Annotated in this window: 15 protein-coding genes; 11 read left to right on the top strand and 4 right to left on the bottom strand. The window is 31.0% G+C overall.

Annotated elements, in window-relative coordinates:
• Positions 1–100: 100 nt before the first annotated feature.
• Entirely contained in the window at positions 101–1,714 is a 1,614-nt protein-coding gene (locus tag BUB34_RS13765; protein WP_084120234.1) for a S8 family peptidase, read from the top strand.
• A 201-nt stretch (positions 1,715–1,915) separates the two neighbouring features.
• Here BUB34_RS13765 and BUB34_RS06025 read toward each other — a convergent pair whose 3' ends face one another.
• On the bottom strand, positions 1,916–2,536 hold the full coding sequence (locus BUB34_RS06025) for a DUF4397 domain-containing protein (RefSeq protein ID WP_073125351.1): 621 nt from the start codon (positions 2,534–2,536) through the stop codon (positions 1,916–1,918).
• Between the two features lie 230 nt (positions 2,537–2,766).
• Here BUB34_RS06025 and BUB34_RS06030 point away from each other — a divergent pair, with 230 nt between their 5' ends.
• The 8 genes from BUB34_RS06030 (at position 2,767) to BUB34_RS13770 (ending at position 16,262) form a co-directional block, all read left to right on the top strand.
• Entirely contained in the window at positions 2,767–5,898 is a 3,132-nt protein-coding gene (locus BUB34_RS06030; protein ID WP_073125354.1) for a S8 family serine peptidase, read from the top strand.
• 16 nt (positions 5,899–5,914) lie between these two features.
• Positions 5,915–7,597 (top strand): bile acid germinant receptor pseudoprotease CspC, encoded by a 1,683-nt coding sequence (gene cspC / locus BUB34_RS06035; RefSeq protein ID WP_073125357.1) that lies wholly within the window; start codon positions 5,915–5,917, stop codon positions 7,595–7,597.
• Positions 7,598–7,908: 311 nt separating this feature from the next.
• Entirely contained in the window at positions 7,909–9,915 is a 2,007-nt protein-coding gene (locus BUB34_RS06040) for a S8 family peptidase (protein WP_073125360.1), read from the top strand.
• 16 nt (positions 9,916–9,931) lie between these two features.
• Positions 9,932–11,614 (top strand): bile acid germinant receptor pseudoprotease CspC, encoded by a 1,683-nt coding sequence (gene cspC, locus BUB34_RS06045; RefSeq protein ID WP_073125363.1) that lies wholly within the window; start codon positions 9,932–9,934, stop codon positions 11,612–11,614.
• A gap of 394 nt (positions 11,615–12,008) precedes the next feature.
• On the top strand, positions 12,009–14,108 hold the full coding sequence (nrdE, locus tag BUB34_RS06050) for a class 1b ribonucleoside-diphosphate reductase subunit alpha (protein WP_073125369.1): 2,100 nt from the start codon (positions 12,009–12,011) through the stop codon (positions 14,106–14,108).
• A 59-nt stretch (positions 14,109–14,167) separates the two neighbouring features.
• Positions 14,168–15,139, top strand: coding sequence for a class 1b ribonucleoside-diphosphate reductase subunit beta (nrdF, locus tag BUB34_RS06055; RefSeq protein WP_143153332.1), 972 nt, complete (start codon positions 14,168–14,170; stop codon positions 15,137–15,139).
• Between the two features lie 132 nt (positions 15,140–15,271).
• Positions 15,272–15,670 (top strand): PBECR3 domain-containing polyvalent protein, encoded by a 399-nt coding sequence (locus tag BUB34_RS06060; RefSeq protein WP_073125375.1) that lies wholly within the window; start codon positions 15,272–15,274, stop codon positions 15,668–15,670.
• Between the two features lie 457 nt (positions 15,671–16,127).
• Positions 16,128–16,262: a hypothetical protein gene (locus BUB34_RS13770; protein ID WP_278276706.1), complete on the top strand. Its 135-nt coding sequence runs from the start codon at positions 16,128–16,130 to the stop codon at positions 16,260–16,262.
• 75 nt (positions 16,263–16,337) lie between these two features.
• On the opposite strand, the gene BUB34_RS06065 is transcribed toward BUB34_RS13770, so the two are convergent.
• Positions 16,338–16,658 (bottom strand): MazG-like family protein, encoded by a 321-nt coding sequence (locus BUB34_RS06065; RefSeq protein ID WP_073125377.1) that lies wholly within the window; start codon positions 16,656–16,658, stop codon positions 16,338–16,340.
• A gap of 123 nt (positions 16,659–16,781) precedes the next feature.
• Entirely contained in the window at positions 16,782–17,531 is a 750-nt protein-coding gene (locus BUB34_RS06070) for an NAD-dependent protein deacylase (RefSeq protein WP_073125380.1), read from the bottom strand.
• Positions 17,532–17,732: 201 nt separating this feature from the next.
• On the opposite strand from BUB34_RS06070, the gene BUB34_RS06075 reads away from it, so the two are divergent.
• A complete protein-coding gene (locus BUB34_RS06075) occupies positions 17,733–19,634 on the top strand; it encodes an SH3 domain-containing protein (RefSeq protein ID WP_073125383.1) in 1,902 nt (633 codons plus the stop codon).
• A gap of 110 nt (positions 19,635–19,744) precedes the next feature.
• Here BUB34_RS06075 and BUB34_RS06080 read toward each other — a convergent pair whose 3' ends face one another.
• Complete coding sequence (locus BUB34_RS06080) at positions 19,745–20,416, bottom strand: hypothetical protein (RefSeq protein ID WP_073125386.1); 672 nt, start codon at positions 20,414–20,416, stop codon at positions 19,745–19,747.
• A gap of 227 nt (positions 20,417–20,643) precedes the next feature.
• Here BUB34_RS06080 and BUB34_RS06085 point away from each other — a divergent pair, with 227 nt between their 5' ends.
• On the top strand, positions 20,644–24,942 hold the full coding sequence (locus BUB34_RS06085) for a PolC-type DNA polymerase III (RefSeq protein WP_073125388.1): 4,299 nt from the start codon (positions 20,644–20,646) through the stop codon (positions 24,940–24,942).
• The last annotated feature ends 398 nt before the right edge of the window (positions 24,943–25,340 follow it).

Here is a 25,340-nt window from a genome sequence, read left to right on the forward strand (position 1 = left end):
TATCTTGTTTTATTCCTATAAAAAAATAGTGTAACCATACTTAAAAAATCATACTATAATAACATATAATGAAAATTAGTATATAGGTGGTGAGGCTAAAGTGGAATATGAGGTGATAGTTAAGTACAATGGAGACCTATCAAGAATAGAATTCGACTTAGGTGTAACAGCAGAAATACTAGGATATAATTATGCAATAATAATTTCAGAATCAGAAGAGCAGATATCGAAATTACTTGATTATCCAGAAATAGAATATGTAGAAAAACCATTTATATTAGAAACTCAGGATGCCCAAAGTTTCTCTAGTACTGGTATAACAAGATTTAAGCAGCGAAATAACTTGACAGGAAAGGGAGTTATATTGGGTGTAATAGATTCTGGTATAGATTATAATTTGCCAGTATTTAGGGATAAAGATGGAAAATCTAAGATACTTTACTACTGGGATCAATCAGATATTGGAACACCTCCACAGGGGTTTAGGAATGGAGCTTTATATACAAACGAAGATATAAATAGAGCAATTAATGGAGAAATTAATATACCAGTATCAGCTACTAGTACTCATGGTACACACGTTGCAGGAATTTGTGCGGAAATTGCAAGTGATGCCAATATAATAGCTGTTAGAGTTGGAAGTAGAACTATGGATACATTTTCAAAAAGTACGGAGTTTATGAGAGCTATAAAGTTTATATTAGACAGAGCATTGGAACTAAAAATGCCTGTAGTTATAAATATAAGTTATGGAAGTAATGAAGGCTCTCATAGAGGGTTATCTTTATTTGAGCAGTATATTGATGATATGTGCTCGTTTTGGAAAAATAATATAGTTGTTGCAGCGGGAAATAATGGAGACAAAGGTGGACATAAATTCATAAATATTAAAGACTCGGGCAAAAACACAGAGGTTGAATTTGTAGTTGGAGTGGATGAGGATTTACTAAACATAAATATATGGCCTAGTTTTATTGATGATTTTAGAGTTTATCTAGTAAATCCGTCAAATGTAAGAACCCAATCAATTTCATTGGTATCAGGTGAAGTGAATAATACCATAGGTTCGACGATAATAAATGGATATTTTTATCCAATAGTTCCGTACTCTTTATTACGAAGAATTAGTATACAGATGAGATCAATAGGATCAATAAACCATGGAATATGGAAAATAGTATTTGAACCAATAGATATAGTTGATGGAGATATCGATATATATCTTCCGACTGCAGAAAGTATAAGTAAAGATACTAGGTTTTTGACACCGACTAGAGAACTTACTGTTACTGTTCCAGGTACAGCTAGAAAGGTAATTACGGTTGGAAGTTTTAATTCTAGAAATGATATAGTATCTATATTTTCAGGAGAGGGAGATATAGAAAGAGGAATTTATAAACCAGATTTATTAGCACCTGGAGAGGATATAATATCGTATTTGCCAGGTGGAAATTTAGGAAGCTTAACAGGTACTAGTATGGCTACACCTCATGTTACAGGTGCGGTGGCGTTACTAATGCAGTGGGGAATTACAGATAGGAATGACTTGTTTTTATACTCACAAAAAATGAAGTATTTGTTGACTAGATATGCAAGAAGAAAGCCGCAGTATACTTTTCCAAATAACTCTATGGGGTATGGATTTTTAGATTTATCTAATATCAGTCTAGTTAATGTAGCTCAGATTAATTTAGAAAAAATGTTAAGTTATTAATTAAATACAAATGAAAAATAGTATGCCTATATAGTTTAAATTATATAATAAGCATACTATTTTTTACGTATCATGAAATTATAATTAATCTTAGACTGTGAGTACCTTGTATAACTTAAAAATTTCAATATACTGGCCTTGTAAGTAAAAAAAATTTAGCAACGAACGAAGTCGTTGGCGACATGAGCTAAGCGAATTTTTTTAGTTTTGTCTTATAACTGGAGTTAAAAATGATACTCCATCCATAGATTGAAAAATTTGAAAACTAGGAAAATTCCCTATAATGTATAGTGTATATATTTGACTTGGATTTATAGCGATTCTGTTGCTTCTTAATAATCTGTTGTTTTGAGAAAGTTCTATATTTATTTTATAAAAATTAGATGGAAGCTCTATATAATCTGTAACTTCTCTAAATCTAACGTTAGAAAATAGTGTTAGATCATATGATAGTATGTTTAATTCTGGAAGGTTGGGTGATAAGTGAACTACTCTCATTTTTGAATTATCTCCGCTAATTCCATTTTTATCTTCTGGAATAATCAATGCTTTGATATCATAGTAATTTCCAGTCATAGATAGGGTTGCAAGTTCTCCGTTTCTAATTCTTATAGTTTGTCTCAATATAGGATTTTCTTTAGTCCTAGTATAAAAAACTGTTAGTTCATAAGCTCCCTCTGGAATATAAATATATGGACTAAATTGAGTGAAAAACACTCTATTGAAAAGTAGACTACCATTTAGATATATGTCAACAGGCATTATTCCAGGGACCGCATGTAAAAATCTAACCAATGAATATTTATTATCGAATTTCCTCAATATTAACATCTCCTATACTTAATAAATTATAATATTATGATATTATTTTAAAAAAATTTTGATACTATACTACAAATATTTATTAGGACTATTGATAAGTAGAAGTACATATATATAATAGAAATGTTTATAAAATTGCTAGGTTTATTTAATCTATGGATTAGATAATTAGTATTATGGTAGATTTAAAGTTAAGTTTGAAGTTTAAAAATAATTGGTTTTGAAGCGAGGTGTTTACTATAGAATACGAGGTGGTAGCTAAATATAGTGGATCTATCAATAAAATAGAAGAGGATATTGGGGTAGAAGTAGAAATACTAGGATGCAACTATGCAATAATAACTTCAAATTCAAAAAGAAAAATAAGGGAATTATTAAATTATCCAGATATAATAAGTCATATAGAAAGTCCATTCTTATTGGAAAGACAGGAGATAGAAAGATTTTCTAGTGAAGGATTAGAGGAATTTAAGAAAAATAACAAATTGACTGGGAAGGGGACTATACTTGGCATTATAGATTCAGAAATAAACTACGATTTAGATATACTAAAGGATGTAAGTGGAAAATCAAAAATATTATATTATTGGAACCAATCAGATGAAAGAGCACCATATACTAACCAAGAGATAAATAAGGCGATAAACGGGGATTTAGAAATACCTATAGAAAAAAATACAGGAAATAATGAAGACGTACACCGTATATGTTATGAAATAGCAAATGATTCAAATATAATTTTTGTGAAAATAAGAAATGTAAAGAATAGTGAATTGATAAAAAGCACTGATTTAATGAGGGCTATAAAGTTTATACTAAACAAGTCTCTAGAGTTGGAGATGCCAGTAGCTATAAGCATAAATTATGTTACTAATGAAGTTTACAACAAGGATATATCCTTATTTGAACAATACATAGATGATATGTGTTTGTTTTGGAAAAATAATATAGTAGTTGCACCTGGAAATAATGACAACAAATATTGTTGCAAGGAAATAGCTATTAAAGATAAAAAAGTAAAAGCAGAGTTTAATATAGTTGAAGGTGAAACTTTATTAGATTTAGATATATGTTCAGATTTTATAGACGAATTTAGTGTTTATCTAGTAAGCCCATCTAACATACGAACAAGATCTATCTCATTAACATCTGGAGAAGTAAAAAATATTATAGGGACAACTAAAATAAAGGGGTACTTTCATCCTATATCACCATACAGTCTACTAAGACGAATAAGAATACAAATGAGCTCTAAAACATCAATAGAACCTGGAAAGTGGAAGATTGTATTTGTTCCCATAGATATAGTTAGTGGGGATATATGTATATATTTAAAAAATTCTTTTAAAATTCTAAAGAATACAAAATTTATAGAGTCTAATAAAAATCCATTTAAATTTATTCCTCAAAATACAAGCAAGGTCATACATTCATATCCATATATGGCAGGAATTTTAGCACTTTTTATGCAGTGGGGAATAGTAGAAAAAAATGATCTATACCTGTATTCTCAAAAGCTAAAGGCATCTATATTGAAGCTGATGAATCAAAACTCTAATAATTTAGATAGATTAACTAGATATAATAAGCTAGATTTATCTAATGTTAATTTAGATGATATATTAAAAAAAGGCAGAGAAAAAATACCTAATGAGATAGATTTGAAATCAGAAAGATTTAGTAGAGGATTAAGAAGAGAATACTCTAATCAGGCATCGAATGTTAGATATGGTATAAACATAATACACGATGGAAATTTTGAGGAGGATATGCAGAGCCTTGGGATACCATATGAATATTATAAAATAAGCGAAGAATTTGGAGTGGTATTTATATCGCCAGAATATCAGGAATATGTATCTTATATACTTAACTTTGAATCTGTAGTTACTTATCAAATTAATATACGTATATCTTTGTTGGGGGAAATAAGCCAGGGAACATCACAGGGAATTACTGCAAATGAGGAGATAGGTGCAAATTTTTTTAAAAATAATCCCAATGTATCTATAACTGGCAGAGGAGTGGTAATATGTATTGCAGATTCGGGGATAGATTATTTGCATGAAGATTTTATATACCCAGATGGAACTTCAAAAATAAGATATTTATGGGACCAAACAAAAGAGGGAAATCCACCTGAGGGATTTTCAATTGGAACAGAATACACTAGAGAAGATATAAACAATGCAATAGCAAATAAAGATCCAAGCCTATCAATAGATGAAGAAGGACATGGTACGATGATTAGTGGTATATGTTCAGGGATGGGGAGAGTAAATAGTGAATATCCAGGTGTTGCAGAAGATTCAGAGTTGATAGTAGTTAAGTTGTCTAAAATAGGAGGATATTATACGAATGCTAGTCTGATTGCGGCTACAGAATATTTTAACAAAAAATTCTACGATGAGAATATACCTGTTATAATAAACTATTCGCTTGGTGGTAATATGCCCGGAAGAACCTCATCAACAGTAATAGGAAGTACATTTTTTGTAAGAGGTATGTATACAGTAGCGGCGGCAGGAAATGAGGGGAATACACAAACTCATACATCAGGAAGGCTTCAGTTCAATGGTGAGATAAAGGATATAGAGTTAGAGCTATTGGAAGAAGAGGACACATTGGATATAGATATATTAATGGATAAACCAGATCTAGTAACAGTGGGTATCGTATCGCCAATAGGGGAGCAGAGCAAGTTATTAATAGAAACGGACTATACCCCAGTGACGGGTTTATTTGACTTTGAGGGAACGAGTTATTCTATATCATATATATATCCTACAAACTACTCAGGACAAGAACTTGCACGGATAAATTTGAATAATGTGAAAAAAGGAATTTGGAGAATAAGGTTAATTGGAAACTATATAACGAGTGGTGTCTATCAGGCATACTTACCTAATAGGGTATTTTTGAAACCAGGAACTAAATTTAGAGATCCTGACCCATTATATACCATAAACTATCCTGCAACATATGATGAGAATATATCTGTAGGAGCTTATGACACTATAAATAATAGCATGTGGGTAAAATCGTCTAGAGGTCCAACTATAGCAGGAACATATAAACCAGATATTGTGGCCCCGGGGGTCAATATAATAGCACCTTACCCGGGAAATACATATGCTACAATAACTGGAACAGCTCCAGCAGCTGCATATGTAGCAGGCTCAGCTGCTCTTTATATGCAATATGTATTAGTAGATGGGATATATCCTACTAAGTCATTTTCTCAAAAAATAAAAACCTATCTTAAGGCAGGAGCGAAAAGAAGTGCAGATATCTCATATCCAAATGGTAGTTATGGATATGGGATATTGGATATAAGGGGAGTTTTCGAACAATTAAAATAAAGTAGGGGATATAGATATGGAGAGGGCTTATATTTTTATTTATGAAGGGCCACAAGATCAGCTAATCAATGAATTACGAGAAAATAATATAGATATATATGTTATATTGAACAATAAGCTTGGTGTTTTGTATGTAACTGCAGATTTTAATGAAAGAAAATTGGCAACAATAAAAGGGATTACGACTTGGGAACAATCAAGGCCAGTAAGTTCATTGATACAAATAACTGATGATATCCAATCAGGAACGACTTCTATAGGGGCATCGGGTGCAGACTATATATACAAAAGTCCATATATATCTTCAGCGGGAAAGGGAGTAGTGATTGCATCCATAGATTCAGGCATAGACTACTTGCACCCTGATTTTATAAATGACGATGGAACTACAAAGATAATATCTATATGGGATCAAAATGTAGAAAGAAGAGAAGAAGATGATATTCCGTTTGGTAGGGAAATTACTAGAGAGGAAATCAACAGGGCAATTGAGGAAAATGATGATAGTCTAACGCAGGATGATATTGGGACGGGAACAATATCTGCAGGAATAAGTTGTGGAAGAGGAGCACTAAATCAACTATATAAAGGGGTAGCTATAGATAGTGAATTAATAGTAGTAAAGCTAAAAGAATACAAAGATACTTATATTAAGGGAAGAATCAATTATCAATCTGCAGACTTATTAGCTGCGATAAAGTATGTTTTAGATGTTTCGATTAATCAAGGAAAATTTTTGATAATAAACTTGACAGTAGGAGATATATCTACAGCTACTACAGATCTAACACTAATGGATTCCTTTGAATCTTTACAATCGCCAGGAGTAATTGTAGTAAGTGGTGCCGGAAACGAGGGAAACACAGATATTCACTATGAGGGTAAGATAAGAAATTACAACACTATAGAAGACGTGCTAATTCAAGTTGGCGATCAACATGCACTTGATATTGTTTTGACAGGTAGAGGAATAGATAAAATAAGTATTCAGTTGATATCTCCAGCAGGGGAATTGGGGAATGTGGTTAATTATAAACCTGAGTATTATCCGTATTATGGAGTTTTCAACTTAGAAAATACCTCATATAAGATTTTATATTCATATCCTTGGCTACAATCAGGAGGAGAATATACACAAATATATATAAATGATATAAAGCCAGGAGTATGGACTATGAGATTAGTGCCTGAGTTTATAGTTGATAGAGAGTATGATATATACTTGCCTAATAAAAACTTGATATCTAAAGATACTAGATTTTTGGATTCAAATTCATACGCAACAATAACATTATACGCAACAACTGAAAATGTAATAACAGTTGGGTGTTATAATCAGAAAATAAATAGTATGTGGATAGGGTCATCAAAAGGACCTGTAAAAAGAGAGCGTATAAAACCAGATATAGTAGCACCTGGTGTAGATATAATAGGGACCGCAAGAGGGAGATCTTATAATACGGCTACAGGAACCGGTGTTAGTAGTTCTATTGCAAGCGGGGTAATAGCTATTATGCTTGATTATATAGTAGAGCAGAAAAAATTAAAAAGAAACCTCTTGTACACACAAACTTTGAAAACTTACTTGATGCTAGGTACTACTAAACAGGACATATATAAATATCCGAATGTATCTCAAGGGTATGGAATTTTAAATTTACAGGAAACTATAAGGCAGGTTGCAAACATAGTGAGATAATAGATTGCTAGAGCTATAAATATAAAGTCTAGTAGATAAAATGACCATACCAAAATATAAGGTATGGTTATTTTATTATAATATCTTTGTGACAGGATACATATATATATTATAATGGATAGTTTTATAGTAATTGAAATCAAAGTTTTAATTTAGAAATCAAATCAGATTTATTTAAGGGGGGGATTGATATAGACTATGAGGTATTAGTTAGATACAAGGAAGAAATATATAGACTTAAGAAGGTAAAAGGTGAAAAAATAAATATAGAGTTAAAAGTTGATGAACAGGAAAAATTACTGGAAATAAATATGCAGTTAAGCTTAACTGATGATTTTTATATATATTTAGTAGATCCGTCAAATAGAAGAACTAGATATATATCATACAAGTCTAGAAGAATAAAAAATATTATAGAAAATACTAAGGTAAAAGGTGATTTATACATTATAAATTCAAATCCTAGAATAAGTGAAGTAAGTATACGATTAAGTTCTACAGAATCTATAAAAGCAGGAATATGGGAATTAGTCTTTCAGCCAGTAAGTACAGCCGCTAAAAATATAGATATACTTTTATCAATATCAAACAACGTTTCCCAAAATACAGAAATATTGAAGATAGATGAAAGTTATGATAAGGGAAAAAGGCAAATAGAAAATAGTTTTGAAAATTTGATACCTGTACGCAATATACTTCATGGTCCAGAATTTGAGCAGGAATTTATGCAATTAAATACATCATACAAATATTACAAAATAGCAGATAATTTTGGGACCATTTTCACAGATAGACCAAATATTGATGAAATAAAAAGAATTTTAACTTTAAAGTCCGTGGAAAGTTCAGAACGCTGGGTTAGGGTGGCGCTTCTAGGAAATATAAGGCAAAGTATATCAGGGGGTGTTGTTGCCACAGAAGATATAGGAGCTAATTTTTTAAAAAATAATCCGAATATTTCTATAACTGGGAGAGGTGTAGTTATTGGTATTATAGACTCTGGCATAGACTATTTACATGAAGATTTTATTTATCCTGATCGCACATCAAAGATAATATATCTGTGGGATCAAACAAAAGATGGAAATCCTCCGAAAGGGTACTCTATTGGAACGGAGTATACTAGAGAGGATATAAACAAAGCCATTCAAGACAATGATTCAAGTTTATCGACAGATGAAGAGGGTCAAGGAACGATGTTAAGTGGCATATGTGCAGGACTTGGAAATGTAAATAAGGAATATGCTGGTATAGCAGAAGACGCCGAGTTAATAGTAATAAAAATGAAAAAAATAAATGGATTCTACAATAATGCTATGTCATATATAGCAACACAGTATATCTACCAAAAGGCTAAAGAAATTAAGATGCCTGCTGTTGTAAATCTTTCTGTAGGATCGACACAATTAGTAGGAAGAAGTTCTAGAATTATAAAAGAAAAATTATATTTCTCTCAAGGATTTACTGTAGTAGCAGCGGCGGGAAATGAGGGAAACACACAAACTCATGCATCAGGTAAGCTAGAGTTTAGGGGAGATGTAGATTATATAGATATACAGTTATCGGAGGACGAAGATCAATTACAAATACAGATATTGGTAGATAAACCTGATAAAATGTCTGTTGGAATCATAACCCCGACAGGAGAAAGAAGCAAAGTATTACAGGTTACAAATTTTAATGACGTATCAGGCGTGTTTGACTTAGAAGCAACAGACTACCTTATAACATATATATACCCGACGTCATACTCAGGTCAGCAAGAGACGATTATAAATTTGAAGAATGCAAGAAAGGGTACCTGGAGAATTATGTTAATAGGAGAATATGTAATAAGTGGAGTATACCATATATATTTACCTAATAGGGTATTTTTAAAACCAGGTACTAGGTTCACTGATCCAGATCCACTATACACCATAAATTATCCAGGGAATTATTATGACCAAATTACAGTAGGAGCATATGATACCAAAAATGAAAGTCTTTGGCCCTCATCATCTAGAGGTCCAACTATAGATAACTTATCAAAACCAGAAATAGTTGCACCAGGGGTAGATATAATAGCACCTTATCCTGGAAACAAATATGCCACAATAACAGGAACAGCAGTAGCTTCAGCTCATACTTGTGGAGCAATAGCTCTTTTTTTACAATACATTTTAGTAAATGATATGTATCCGAATAGAGCATTTGTTCAACAGATAAGACCATTCCTTGAGATAGGAGCTAAAAGAGACCCAAATAATATATATCCTAATGTAAATTATGGATATGGAGTATTGGATATAAGAGGAATGTTCGATCAATTAAAATAAAAGGGGATTTTAAAATATGGAAAAATCTTACCTTATAATGTATCAAAGTGGAAGGACTGAATTAGAAGATACATTGAAGTCCAATGGTATTGATAGATATATAATATTAAACTCTCAACTAGCCGCTATATATACAAAAAGAGATTTTGATGAAGATATACTTAATAGTATCAAAATTATAGGATGGTGGCAAAGGTCGAGTCCTATGAGTTCGTTGATTGAGATAACCAATAACATTGAAAATGGTGAGACTGTATCGACTGCTGCAGGGACCGAATTTGTATACAGCAATCCATATAGTAGTGTTACTGGCAAGGGGGTAATAATTGGAATTATAGACTCAGGGATAGATTATCTCCATCCTGATTTTATAGATGAGGATGGAAATACAAAGATAATTTCTATATGGGATCAAGATAGTAAACATGGAGATCCACCATCAGAATGTTTGTTTGGGACTGAGTTTTCAAGGGAGGATATAAACAAAGCAATAAGTGAAAATAATGGAAATCTTACTTCAGATAATACAGGAACGGGAACTATGGCAGCTGGGATATGCTGTGGAAGGGGAAATTTAAATTCGCAGTATAGAGGGGTAGCAATAGACAGTGAATTAGTTGTTGTAAAATTAAGAGAATATAGAGGGAGGTTTAAGGAAGGCAAAATTAATTATCAGTCATCAGACTTTTTATCAGCTATAAAATATATAAATGATGTTGCAACTAAAGAGAGAAAGTATATAATAATAAATTTAACTGTAGCTACTGCACCTGGTGGAGAAATAGAGGTGTCACTTCTAGATTCATTTAATTTCCTATATGAAGAAGGAGTGATATTAGTTGCGGGAGCAGGGAATGAAGGGAATACAGATATTCACAATGAAGGAGAAATAGCGGCTTTTGATGAACCTCAAGATGTAATAATTCAGGTAGGAGAACAAAATAACTTAGAAATATACTTGATAGTGGATGGACCTGATAAAATAGGTATTCAAGTCATATCACCATCAGGTGAAATTAGCGATAATATAGTATACTCACCTGATAATTACCCATATTATGGAAAATTTAATTTAGAAAATACAGAATATGAATTACAAATTGTCTATCCTTGGTTTGAATACGGAAGTGAAAAACTTTTTATAGGTTTATATGATATAAAACCAGGTATTTGGACACTTAGATTAAAGCCGGAGTATATAATAGATGGACTTTATGATATATATCTTCCAAACAAGAGTTTAATATCTAATACAACCAGATTTCTAGATCCGACATCTTCATCTACAATAACGTCATTTGCAAATATAGAAAATGTAATAAGTGTAGGTGCGTATAATTATAGAACATCAAGCATGTGGATAGGCTCCTCCAGAGGTTCGTTGAGAACTAGCTTTATAAAACCAGATATAGTTGCACCTGGTGTAGATATAATATCGACTTATATAAATCAAAGCTATAATACAGGCACAGGCACAGGAATTAGTAGTTCAGTTGTAAGTGGAGTTTTAGCACTTCTAATGGATTTTATAAGTCAACAGGGTCTATATCCAAGAAAAACTATGTATACTCCAACACTAAAAACATATCTAATGTTAGGGGCTAGGAAAGAGCCTATATACATTTATCCAAATACATATCAGGGATACGGTATTTTGGATTTAGCAAATACTATGAAGCAGATTTCGAAAACACTATAAAAGGTATATATTAAATACAATAAGTCTATAAATTTTATCTCAAGAAGATAATATTTTATAGGCTTATTTAGATTCAATAGTTTTATAGTGCATAAACTTGATTTTATAATAACTGAAAATACCATATGGAGTATAAAAAAATTAAAAAAACACTATATATTGTGTTTTGGAATTTATCATAAGGGGAATATAGATATATAGCGAGATTTTTTATAATGCTTAGGAAATTATATTAATTTTCAAACTGTTGCTAAATATAATTTCCGTATACGCATTTAAAAAAATTATTAGTTAAATGTTTTAAATAGAAAATTTTTCTATAAATCTATTTTAAACTTATAAAAAACAAATTTATATTTTAATTATGAGAATTATTCTAAAGAGGAGAAATTAAATGAATTGGATAGAGCTTAATAATCAAGTGATAATAAAAGATGAACATGGAAAATATCAATTAGAAAAAGATATAGAGGCCCTAAACTGCTATCTAGATGAATACATAAAACCTAGACTAAAAGTATTTGATAGTCTGGAAGATAGGTTGAAATATTTAGTAGAAAATGATTATTATTCAAGCGAAGTAATAGAAAAATACGATATTGATTTTATAAAAGAAATTTATGAAACTATAGAAAATAATGATTTTAGATTTAAGTCTTATATGAGTGCAAATAAGTTTTATCAAAACTATGCACTAAAAAGCAATGACGGAAAGTATATATTAGAAAACTATAACGATAAGGTTCTAATAGTATCGTTAGCACTTGGAAACGGAGATAGAAAGCTTACACTTAACTTAGCAGAGAAATTAATAAAACAAGAGTTTCAGCCAGCTACACCGACATTTTTAAATGCGGGTAGAAAAAGAGCTGGGGAGATGGTATCTTGCTTTTTATTATCTGTGGAGGATAGCACTGAGGGAATATCTTATGCAGTATCCTCAGCCAATCATCTATCTAAGATAGGTGGGGGTGTAGGATTAAATTTATCAAAACTAAGAGCATCAGGAGATCCTATAAAAGATATAGAAGGAGCTGCAGGAGGAGTTGTTGGAGTAGCTAAGTTATTAGAGCAGTCATTTAGTTATTTTAATCAAATGGGCTCTAGGCAAGGGGCAGGGGCAGTATATTTAACTGTATTTCACCCAGACTTTGAACTTCTTATGGATACAAAGAAAATAAATGCTGATGAAAAGATAAGGTTAGCTACATTAGCTATTGGAGCAATTATTCCTGATAAATTTATGGAGTTAGCAGAAAAAAATGAAACAGGATATGCTTTTTATCCCCATTCGGTATATAAAAGGTATGGAGTTTATCTTGATGATATTAATATGGATGAATGGTACGATAAGCTAGTAGCAGATGAAAAAATCAGGAAAAAAGAAATAAATCCAAGAAAAATGCTTACTAGAATGGCTCAGATGCAACAAGAAAGTGGATATCCTTATGTTGTATTTATAGATACTGCTAATAAAGAACATGTATTAAAAGATATTGGAATGATTAAAATGTCTAACTTATGTTGTGAAATATTTCAGTATCAAACACCTTCTGATATAGAAGGGTATGGGGGTAAAAATATCTGGGGTAAGGATATAAGCTGCAACCTAGGTTCTTTAAATATAGCGAATGTAATGGATAACAAGAATATAGAGAGTACAGTGGATGCAGCGGTTAGAGTATTATCTTTTGTATCGGATAAAACAAGCATAGATCCAGTTCCTACTATAAAACGGGGCAATGAGTCATCACACTCTATTGGTCTTGGGGCGATGAATTTACATGGATATCTGGTTAGAGAAAATATATTATATACATCAAAAGAGGCTATAGATTTTTCAAATGTATTTTTTGCAATGATAAGATACTATGCGATTAAATCATCAATGCAAATATCTATAGAAAGAGGTAAGGCTTTTGATGGTTTTAAAAAGTCTGAGTATGCTAAAGGAAAAGAAAGTAGTGTTCTTTCAAAGTATTACGAAAAATCTTATTTGCCAGAGACGGATAAGGTAAAAAAATTATTTGAAGGTATATATATACCAACAAATGAGGATTGGTCAAATTTATTAGAAGATGTAAAGAAAAAAGGTATATACAATGCTTATTTAACAGCAATAGCACCTACACAGAGTATTAGCTATGTTCAAAATGCTACATCTAGTATAATGCCTATTACTGAATCTGTTGAGATAAGAACTTATGGTGACTCAACTACAATCTATCCTATGCCGTTTTTAACTAATGAAAATATGCTTTACTATCAATCTGCTTATAGAATGGACATGAGGTATGTTATAGATCTTGTTTCGACTGTCCAGGAACATATTGATCAAGGTATATCTACTACACTATTTGTAACAGATGACAAAACTACTAGGGACATAGCTAGATACTATATATACGCGTATAAAAGAGGATTAAAAAGTTTATATTATACAAGGACAAAAATGACTAGAGATACTAATGAGTGCCTTATGTGTTCTATATAAATAGAAATTAACAGATAGATTAGGTATTATATATAAAATTTAATATGTGGAGGGAAAAAATGACGTTTAAATTAAGTCAAGTACACAAGGCTGTAAATTGGAATAAAGAAGATGATGGATTCACACAGGCTTTTTGGGATCAAAATGTCAAACAATTCTGGTTGCCAGAGGAAATATCGGTATCTAAGGATCTTAAGGTTTGGAGCCAATTAGAAGATAGAGAACGAGAATTATATAAAAAAGTTTTGGGTGGATTGACATTACTAGATACAAAGCAAGGGAATAACGGTGTGCCATCTATGATGAGCTTAACAGAAAATCTTCAAAGAAAGGCAGTTTTATCATTTATGGGAACTATGGAAGAAATACATGCAAAAAGTTATTCTTCTATATTTATGACACTACTTTCTAATACCGAGATAGATGAATTGTTTGAGTGGATAGAAAAAGAACCGACGTTACAAAGAAAGGCAGATTTAATATTAGCTCAATATGAAAGTACTCATTGCAATAAAAGCTTGTATCTTTCAATGGTTACGAGTGTATTTTTAGAGAGTTTTTTATTTTATTCAGGATTTTTCTATCCGTTATATTTGTCTGGTCAAGGGAAGATGGTTGCAAGTGGAGAAATAATATCTCTTATACTTAGGGATGAGTCTTTACATGGAAAATATATAGGACTTCTTGCTCAGGAAGTATATAGTTCTTTTGATGAAGAAGAAAAAGTCGTTTTAAAGGAAAGAATGTTTAAAATATTAAGTGATCTTATGGAAAATGAGATAGAATACACAAATAATATATACAAGGAAAGTGGATTAGAGGAAGAGGTCATAAACTTCCTAAAGTATAATGCAAATAGAGCATTGGATAATCTGGGATTTGAAAAGTTCTATGAAGTAAAAGATGTAAATCCTATAGTATTAAATGGTTTAAGTACGGAAACTAAAACTCACGACTTTTTTTCAACTAAGGGGAATGGATATCAAAAAGGGATTTATGAGGAATTAGAGGATGAGGATTTTTTAATTTAACAACTATATTAGTAAAATATAATTGGTGAAATTTAGAGATTGTCTAATTAAAATTAGCTATACAAAACTTAGATTAATAAGTTAATATATAAGTATAGATTAGTTTAGTACAATACTAGAAAGGAAACCAATATGTCAGTTGATTTATCAAAATACGAGATTGTAGGATATATAGATGAAAACATTGCCAAATTGGCAGGAATTAAGTATATTGGCAACGTCTATGCAGCACCAGGAGTAATAAAACATATAAAGAAAAGACATAAAAATGAATTAACTAAGAACATATTGGACAACCTTTTAGATACAATAAAAGATATTGTGAAAAATCCAGAGTATGTGGGTCGTGGTAACAAAAAAGTAGGTACCAGTATAGAGTTTATAAAGAAGGTAGATAAGAATATATTAGTAGCTGCGGATTTAGACATAAAAGAAGGATACTTGTATATAGCATCGCTATATCCTATAAAGAGAGCAAAAATAGAAAATAGACTAAATAGCGGAAGAATAAAGCAGTATAAGAAGAAATAAATACAGAGTTATACTTAATTAGTATTGTAATAAATGAGATATTTAGGTATAATTTAATTATAAAGTGTATAAAATATATTGATTGGATTTGAGGTTGGAAATGGCACCCAACGCGCTACCCATGTGGATAGTAACCAGAGATACAGGATACGCCGCCCTGTCAATTCTAATCGGATTTTAAGAGAGGATTATATCCTCTCTTTTTTACGTATAAGGAAATTATAATCACTCTTTGACTTTGAATAACTTATACAACTTAGAAATCTCAATATAATGGTCTTGCAAGTAAAAAAATGAGCAACGGAAGAAGTCGTTGTCGACATGAGAGAAGAGAATTTTTTAATTATTAATTTTAGATAAAATTAACAATTTATTTCACTTAACTTTAGGGAACAATAATATAAAATTTAGATTTTGATTATCAGACTAATATGTATGACAGGAAAGGGTGTAAGAAATGGGAATATTAGAATTGGCATCTAAATTAAGTGAAATAGTATATTTGGTTGCTGAGGAAAAGGGCATTACAAAAGAGGAAGCATGGGATGAAGGTGTAGAGATATTTAAAAATGAATACGAATATAATGATTAAATTAATAAACAGGTAGCGCTTTACAATATTATAAAGCGCTACCTATTTTATTTTGAATTATATTTACCAATAAATCTATAAAGAGTTCTTTTTTATATACCCTCTTTTTTCTAGTTTTTTTATATGCTCTTTTCTTATATCCTCAATGTTAATACCGTATTGTTCTTCTAGCTTAAACATCATAGTAACACAAGTTTGAGCCACATCCATAAGTTCTTTAGCTGTTTTTTCTATAATTTCTATTTCAGATAGATTATTGTTTTCACCGCTTAGATTTCTAAATTTTCCTATGCATTCGGCAAGTTCGCCTTGCTCTTCGCCCATTTTTATAAATGTAGATTCGAGTGTGGGATCTAAGTTATTAAGTTCTGGTAAAGAAATAGTTTTTAATTTCATAAGCTCTCCTTTCGATTAAAAAATATTCTAGTATCATAAAACACCATATGAAAATAATACTAAAACAATAGAATGACTTCAATATAATATTATTTGTATATTAAGTCAAAATGATTATATCTATTAAAAAGTATCTTCATTAATAGATATTGATTTATATAATACTTCACCTATAGAATCATGAATAACTATATCAGCCTTGTAATCAGCAGAAGTAGTACTTTTGTTTATGAGTACAAGTGTATCTCCTTTAAAATAGTCGATAAGCCCTGCAGCAGGATAAACCACCAAAGAAGTTCCTCCTATAATCAGAGTATCAGCCTTAGAAATAGCTTTAATTGCACCAGAGATTACATCTTCATCTAGTCCTTCTTCATAGAGAACTACATCAGGCTTAACTTTACCACCGCATTTTGTGCAGGTAGGTATTTTATCAGAATTGAGTATAAAATTTTGGTCATAAAAAGCGTTACAATCCATACAATAGTTTCTTAATACTGAACCATGCAGTTCAAAAACCTTTTTATTTCCAGCTACCTGGTGAAGTCCATCGATATTTTGGGTTATAACAGCTTTTAATTTTCCTATTTTCTCTAGATGAGCAAGTGCTAGATGTGCTTTATTTGGCTTAGCATCTGGATATATAAGCTTATCTTTATAAAATTTAAAAAATTCTTCCGGATACTTAACAAAAAAAGTATGAGACACTAACTCTTCAGGTGAAAAACTTTTATTTAACTTTTGATTGAATAATCCAGTAGAACTTCTAAAATCTGGTATGTTGGATTCGGTGGATACACCTGCACCTCCAAAAAAAACTATATTGTCACTATTGTTTAAAATCTCTTTTAATTTTTTTATATTATTATCCATAAAAACACCTCCAAACTATATTTATTATCTAAGTATTACAAGACATTATAACTTAATTATATACGAAATTGTACTTGCCACAAAGTTAGATTGAGAAAAATTAAGAATTACTTTATCTTGTGGTAATATTTACTAATAGCAAGCGATGTCGTATAATTGTTATATAAGTAGTCTCATGTCCAAGAATAGGGGGAAATGTATATGAAAAATAAAGTTGCCATAGCAACATTAGCAGCATTACCAATGGCATTTACGAGTGTACATGCTTCAGGTCAAATAGGGGTAGTTACAGCGAGTAGTTTAAACATAAGAAGTGGCCCAGGTATAAGTAATAAAATAAACTTTGTGGCCAAGAAAAACGATAAACTTACAATTCTAAGCTCATCAAATGGTTGGTATAAAGTTAAATCTGATTCAGGAAAAGAAGGATGGGGATCATCTAAATACATATCCATTTCAAGTCAAACTACTACTAGCAATTCATCATCCAATGGCAGCAAACAGGTTACTGCTAGTAGACTAAACATGAGAAATGGTGCAGGTATGAGTTATAGAGTTATCTGTGTCCTTAATAAGGGAGACAAGGTTGAGTTAATATCTAAAAGCAATGAATGGTCAAAAATAAAGCATAATGGAAGAATAGGGTATGTGGCCAACCAGTACTTAGGAGATATAAAAACAAGTGAAGGAACGACTAATACTGGAACTGTAAATACAACAAAAAAACAGGTAAATGCTTCATCATTGAACGTAAGAAGTGGAGAAGGCACTAGTTGTGGTGTAATAGGTAGTCTGAAAAGGGGTGCTATAATAGATGTCATATCACAAAAGGCCGGATGGTCTAAAATAAACTACAACGGCAAGATAGGATATGTATCTAGTATTTATTTAAAGGAAGTAGCTCAGAATAATACAAATAACAATCAAAACAATAACACAAATAATACTAACAATAATGCAAATATAATAAAGAAACAGGTAAATACAGCAGCATTAAATGTTAGAAGTGGTCCAGGTACAGGATATAGTAAGCTAGGAACTCTTACTAGAGGAAAGGTAGTAGATGTGCTATCTGAAAATGGTGGATGGTCTAGAATAAAGTATAATGGAAAGGATTGCTATGTATCTAGTGGATATTTAATTAATTCTTCTTCACAAGCACCATCCAATTCCCAAGGCAACAACACAAATAACAATACAAACAATAACAATACAAACAATAATAGTAGTAATGAAACTCAAGTAGGAGGTTCTGAAACTGTAAATGGATTCAATGTTAATTATAAATCGTTAAACTATACACTAGATGATCATATTAACAAACAATACGAAAAAGCTGTATCAGGAGGAAATATAATTGCTTCGATTAATTCAAGAAGCTCTAGTGCCCTTAATATATTAGGTGAATCACTTACAACATTTTCTATAAGAGGTTCTAGCCCATATGTATGTGCTAGCAAAACAGACTTAGAAAGATATTTAAATCCAAATAATTTTACATCTAGCACAAGTGGAATTATGCAGTTTTTAAGAACAGATAGTTATAGAGAGGGTATTTCTGTTGAAAGTTTAAATTCATATTTAAATAGTCTACCTTCAACATCAGGAACAAATGTATTCTATAATCAAGGGCAAGCATTTATAAATTCAGCTAGAAAATATAATATAGATCTAACTTATTTAGTTGCAAATGCTATGTGGGAGACTGGATATGGAAGGTCAGTTCTTGCTCAAGGGCAGACAATAACTTCTTATAAAGGACAAGAACTTCCAAATCCTGTAAAGGTATATAACTTCTATGGAATAGGAGCTATTGATAGAAGTGCAAATGTTTCAGGAGCAGAGGCAGCATACTCTAATGGATGGACAAGTGTAGAGGCTACAATAGATGGTTCAGCTAAATGGATATCTCAAAACTATATACATAATTCTAAATATAATCAGAATACAGTTTATAAGATGAGATGGAACTATGATTACACATGGCATCAATATGCCAGCGATGTAAATTGGGCTAACGGCATATCTAATATAATGGGTAAAATAGCAAGTAAATGTGGGGCTTCATCAAACGTAACTTTTGAAGTTCCTAAGTACAGATAATAATATACAAATACTATGAATAAGGTAGGTTTTAGGGATGTGATATGCTCATTTTGTTATAAATAGAGCATATCACAAAGATAAGACACTACCTTTTTGTATTAAAAAATTTAAGCAAAATATCTTCTATATTTAAAGAATAAATCGAGGTTGTGATCTGATATTATAGTTTTTATATTTCCATAATTATAAGTAGCTAGAGCATACTCTTTTATTTTGTCGAATATGAGTTTTTCTCCTTCATTTTCAAAGGTAAGTATAGACTCGGCAATATCCCAAGCATCGCATTCTCTTAGTATTAAATTTTTTTTCAAATTTAGAACACATTGATCTAATTCAATAGGTAAGTTTTTTTTATGAAATTTACTATCATTAATATCAATATTATATTCAATGAGTTTGTCTATAATATTGGACAATATATTTGTGTACTCGGTTTTTGTATTAGCTATATTAGGATCTAGTATATGACCTACCTCATGTGCAACTACAATTTTGGCTATACTCTTAATACTAGATTTTGATATAGGTATATTAGTATTTATGTTGTCTGTAAAGTTATAAAAATTAAAACAAAAAGATAAAAAACCTTGTCTAGAAGATAGTATAAGTTTTATCGTAGGCAGTGCGCATATAGGAATATTTTTTCTACGTGAATAATAAAAAAATACTTTTTTATTTACAGAAATTTCTTTAAGAGATTTTTTGAAAAGTTTCTTTTCTCCCAACTCCATATAGTTTAGGACTATTTTTTTGAATTTAATATGGTTATCATATGCCATAAAAACACCGCCTTATATAAACAAATTGAAGACTCTGTATTATATAATATTAAAAGTTAGTCAATTTGTAGCTAATCCTAATTTCAAATACTAAAATAAACCTTTACTATATTGGTTGTGGTATAATATTTTAACATTTATATTTTAATATCTAATTAGCACTTATATGTAGCACTAAATGGGTATAATTTCAAATGTGTTAAAAATAATTAATTAGAGGTGAGACAGTGGAGAGCGTAAAAGAATATTTAGATAAATTGGAGATAAATAATAATCTACTGTGTAAACAACTTAAAGAAGTTTATATAAAAAAAGTAGTGTATTTTAAAGAAGAAAGAATAGTATATTTTCACCTAACCTCAAAAGGGATAATTTTAAATGAAATATTATTAAATTTAAGAAGTGAATTACTTTTAAAATTAGATTATTTCAAAGATATAAAAGTGAAAATTAGCTATACGGGTTTAGATAGGAAATCGAGCAAAGATGTGATAAAACTATATTGGAAGAATATAGTTTATATATTGCAAAAATTGTGTCCTTCAATATCTGGGTGGCAAAGAGATATAGAGTTTATGTGTATAGATGATGAACTTAAAATTAAGTTACCAAAAGAAATATTCTACGACAGACTAATGAAAAAGAATGTTGTACATGTCCTAAAGACAGTACTCAGTGAGGAATTGGGTTTGGAACTAGAAATAACTATAGAAAAAGCAATAGATGAAAAGGTAGATATAAAGAGGTTAATAAAAAAGAATGATATTGAAACAGAAAATAAAATAAAATTACTAGAAATGGATAAAGAACCTAGCGTGGATGATGAAGTAGATGAAGAATATGTTATTAAGCCAGAGGTAGATGAGGAACTTATATATGGTGAAAATGTAAATGCTATAGTTGAGAAAATATCAGAATTAAATCAATCATCAGGGACAGTAGCTATAGTAGGAGAAGTATTTGATATAGAAATAAAGGAACTTAGAAACGGTAAAATACTTATGATGGCAGCTCTTACAGACTATACCAGTTCTATAAGTTGCAAGCTATTTTTAAATGATACAAATAAGGATGCTGTTCTAGATAAAATAAAAAAAGGAATGTATTTGAAAATAAAAGGAGATGTAATTTACGATACATATCAAAGAGAAATAACAATGACTATTAGTGGGATAAGAAAAGAAGTTAAACAAGAGCGACAAGATAGTTCTGAAAAAAAGAGAGTAGAACTCCATGCGCATACACAAATGTCGTCTATGGATGCACTTTGTTCTGTAAAAAAGTTGGTTGAAAGGGCTGCAAAATGGGGGCACAAAGCAATAGCTATTACAGACCATGGAGTTGTTCAGGGGTTTCCAGATGCAATGAGTGCAGGAAAGGCAAATGGTATAAAAATACTTTATGGGGTAGAGGGATACTTGGTAGATGACAATTCCTTAATTATAGAAGATGCAAATGAAAAAGATTTATCTCAAACCTTTGTGGTATTTGATATAGAGACGACAGGATTTTCAAATACAAATGATAAAATAACGGAAATAGGGGCAGTTAAAATACAAAACTTTAAGATAGTAGATAGATTTAGTCAGCTTATAAATCCAGAAAAAGATATATCTTATAAAATTCAAGAATTAACAGGTATAACAAACGACTTAGTTAAGGATAAGCCTACTATTGAAGAAGTTTTGCCTAAGTTTATAGAGTTTATAGGAGATAGTGTAGTAGTTGCCCACAATGCTGACTTTGACACTGGGTTTATATCTCAAAAATGTAGAGAACAAAATATTGAATATAAAAACAAGAGCGTAGATACCTTAAAGTTAGCCAGAGTTATGCTTCCTAATTTAAAAAGACATAGATTAAACATTGTAGCAAAAGAACTAGGAGTTCCTTTATTAAATCACCATAGGGCAGTAGATGATGCTGAAGCTACAGCTCATATATTTAATAAATTTCTTGAAATGCTTATTGAAAGAGGGGCAAAGACCTTAAGTGATATAAATGATGTTCTTGGTAAAATAGACTATAAAAAGATTATGACAAATCATATAACTTTAATTGCAAAAGACTATACAGGTATAAAAAATCTATATAGAATAGTCTCCGATGCGCATGTAGAACACTTTTATAGATCACCTAGAATACTAAAAAGTGTTCTCGAAAAACACAAGGATGGGATAATAATTGGTTCGGCATGTGAGGCGGGAGAAGTATTCCAAGCTGTAAAAAAGAATTTACCTGATGAGGAGTTAGAAAAAGTAATAAAGATGTATGATTATATAGAGGTGATGCCTATTGACAACAATAGATTTATGATTGATAAAGGTGAAGCTAAAGATGAGGATGAACTTAGAAATTTAAATAAAAAATTGGTAGAAGTAGCTAAAAAATTTGGCAAAATACCTGTGGCTACAGGAGATGTACATTTTTTAGATAAGCATGAATCCGTTCTTAGAAAAGTACTAAAATACTCGCAAGGATTTAAGGTTGATGAAGAAGAAACCTATCTACATTTTAGAACTACTGATGAAATGTTAGAGGAGTTTAAGTATCTTGGTGAAGAATTAGCCTATGAGGTTGTAGTTGAAAATACAAATAAAATTGCAGATATGGTAGAGGATATTAAGCCTATACCAGATGATACATATCCACCTATAATAGAGGGTTCAGATGTGGAATTAAGACAGATGTGTTACAACAAGGCAAAGAGAATTTACGGCGAACCACTTCCTGAGGTTGTTCAAAAAAGGCTGGATAGAGAACTAAATTCGATAATAAGTAATGGATATGCAGTTATGTATATAATAGCCCAAAAACTAGTTGCTAAATCCCTTAAGGATGGATATCTTGTTGGGTCGAGGGGGTCTGTAGGATCATCCGTTGCAGCTACTATGAGTGATATAACAGAGGTTAATCCACTTCCAGCTCATTATATATGTGAAAATCCTGAGTGTAAATACTCTTACTTTTATGAGGTTGGAGAATGGGGTTCTGGTGTAGATTTACCAAATAAAGATTGCCCAAAATGCAAAAGGCCTTTAAAAAAGGACGGACATGATATACCATTTGAAGTTTTCTTAGGTTTTGAAGGTGATAAGGAGCCGGATATAGACTTAAATTTCTCTGGAAGTTATCAGCCAGTAATACATAAATACACTGAGGAATTATTCGGTGAGGGATATGTGTATAGGGCTGGAACTATAGGTACGGTTGCAGAGAAAACAGCTTTTGGGTATGCAAAAAAATATACAGAAGAAAATAATATAAATGTACCTACAGCAGAAGTATTAAGGCTTGCAAATGGTTGCACCGGGGTTAAAAGAACATCAGGACAACATCCAGGAGGAGTAATGGTTATACCTGACTACAAAGATGTATACGATTTCACACCTATTCAGTATCCAGCAAATGATGTAAATTGCGGGGTTATAACTACTCACTTTGATTATCACTCAATAAGTGGGAGAATACTAAAACTAGACATACTTGGACACGACGTACCTACAATTATAAGGATGCTTGAGGATATCACAGGGATTACTGCCACAGAAATACCTTTAGACGATAAGGAGACTATGTCTTTATTTACGTCTACAGAAGCCTTGGGAGTTACTCCAGAGGAAATAAATTGTCCAATAGGATGCCTTGCGATTCCTGAATTTGGAACAAAGTTTGTTAGACAGATGCTTCTTGATACAAAGCCAACTACATTTGCTGAGTTAGTCCGTATATCGGGTCTTTCACATGGTACAGATGTTTGGTTAAACAATGCACAGGATTTAGTAAGAGATGATATTGTTGGACTTAAAGATGTTATATCAACTCGTGATGATATAATGAACTACCTTATATTCAAAGGATTACCACCAAAGATGAGTTTCACAATAATGGAAAGTGTAAGAAAAGGTAGAGGACTTAAACCCGAACATATAGAAGAAATGAAGAAAAATAATGTTCCAGAGTGGTATATAGAGTCATGTAAAAAGATAAAGTATATGTTCCCTAAGGCACATGCAGTTGCATACGTAATGATGTCGTTTAGACTGGCATATTGCAAAGTTCATTATCCAGAGGCATTTTATGCAACTTACTTTACGACTAAGGCAGAGGATTTTGATGCAGATTTAATTGTAAAGGGAGTAGACGCTATAAAGTCAAAAATACATGAGATAGAGTCTTTGGGAAATGATGCAACAGCAAAAGAAAAGAACATGCTTACAGTTTTAGAAGTTGCACTTGAAATGTATGCAAGGGGAATAAAAATAATACCTGTTGATATATATAAATCAGACGCTAAAAATTTCCAGGTTGCTGGAGAAAAAATATTACTACCACCAATGATAGCTCTTCAAGGGGTTGGTGAAAATGCAGCTTTAAATATACAAAAAGAAAGAGATAATGGAGAATTTATATCCAAAGAGGATTTAAGAAAGAGAACTAAGATTTCTAAAACTGTTTTGGAAACTCTTACTAATCATGGATCACTTGATAACATGAGTGATCAAAATCAGTTGTCTTTATTTTAAGCTATCCCAAGTTCATTTGAACTTGGGATTTTTTAAAAAAATGCATAGAAGCTATATTCATTTCAAAAAAATGTCATTTAAAGGTTTTATATAGAAAATTTTTTTATAATAAGAAAAAATATTCTTGTTACATAGATTTATTTGTGAAATACTTGGCTTTGAAAGCTATAAAGCAGATAATTCATAAATTGTCCTATTATAGTTCTATATTTATAGGTATAGCGGTAGTACTTAAAAATAAAAAAATATATATTTCACTATAAAGAATTTTTAAAATAGTTGGAAAAAATAGAAAAAAATGATAAAATCTATTTTATAAAATGGGTTAATATACCATATTATAAAAGCTATACTAAATTGATTATTCATTATATAATTCAAAAATGATTATTAAAATA

The organism is Asaccharospora irregularis DSM 2635 (genome assembly GCF_900129815.1).
Taxonomy (GTDB): Bacteria; Bacillota; Clostridia; order Peptostreptococcales; family Peptostreptococcaceae; genus Asaccharospora; species Asaccharospora irregularis.

Coding starts and splice junctions, on each gene's coding strand:
- cspC (WP_073125363.1), top strand. CDS start 9,932: ATGGAAAAATCTTACCTTATAATGTATCAAAGTGGAAGGACTGAATTA.
- BUB34_RS06065 (WP_073125377.1), bottom strand. CDS start 16,658: ATGAAATTAAAAACTATTTCTTTACCAGAACTTAATAACTTAGATCCC.
- nrdF (WP_143153332.1), top strand. CDS start 14,168: ATGACGTTTAAATTAAGTCAAGTACACAAGGCTGTAAATTGGAATAAA.
- cspC (WP_073125357.1), top strand. CDS start 5,915: ATGGAGAGGGCTTATATTTTTATTTATGAAGGGCCACAAGATCAGCTA.
- BUB34_RS06080 (WP_073125386.1), bottom strand. CDS start 20,416: ATGGCATATGATAACCATATTAAATTCAAAAAAATAGTCCTAAACTAT.
- nrdE (WP_073125369.1), top strand. CDS start 12,009: ATGAATTGGATAGAGCTTAATAATCAAGTGATAATAAAAGATGAACAT.
- BUB34_RS06040 (WP_073125360.1), top strand. CDS start 7,909: ATGCAGTTAAGCTTAACTGATGATTTTTATATATATTTAGTAGATCCG.
- BUB34_RS06070 (WP_073125380.1), bottom strand. CDS start 17,531: ATGGATAATAATATAAAAAAATTAAAAGAGATTTTAAACAATAGTGAC.
- BUB34_RS06060 (WP_073125375.1), top strand. CDS start 15,272: ATGTCAGTTGATTTATCAAAATACGAGATTGTAGGATATATAGATGAA.
- BUB34_RS13770 (WP_278276706.1), top strand. CDS start 16,128: ATGGGAATATTAGAATTGGCATCTAAATTAAGTGAAATAGTATATTTG.
- BUB34_RS06075 (WP_073125383.1), top strand. CDS start 17,733: ATGAAAAATAAAGTTGCCATAGCAACATTAGCAGCATTACCAATGGCA.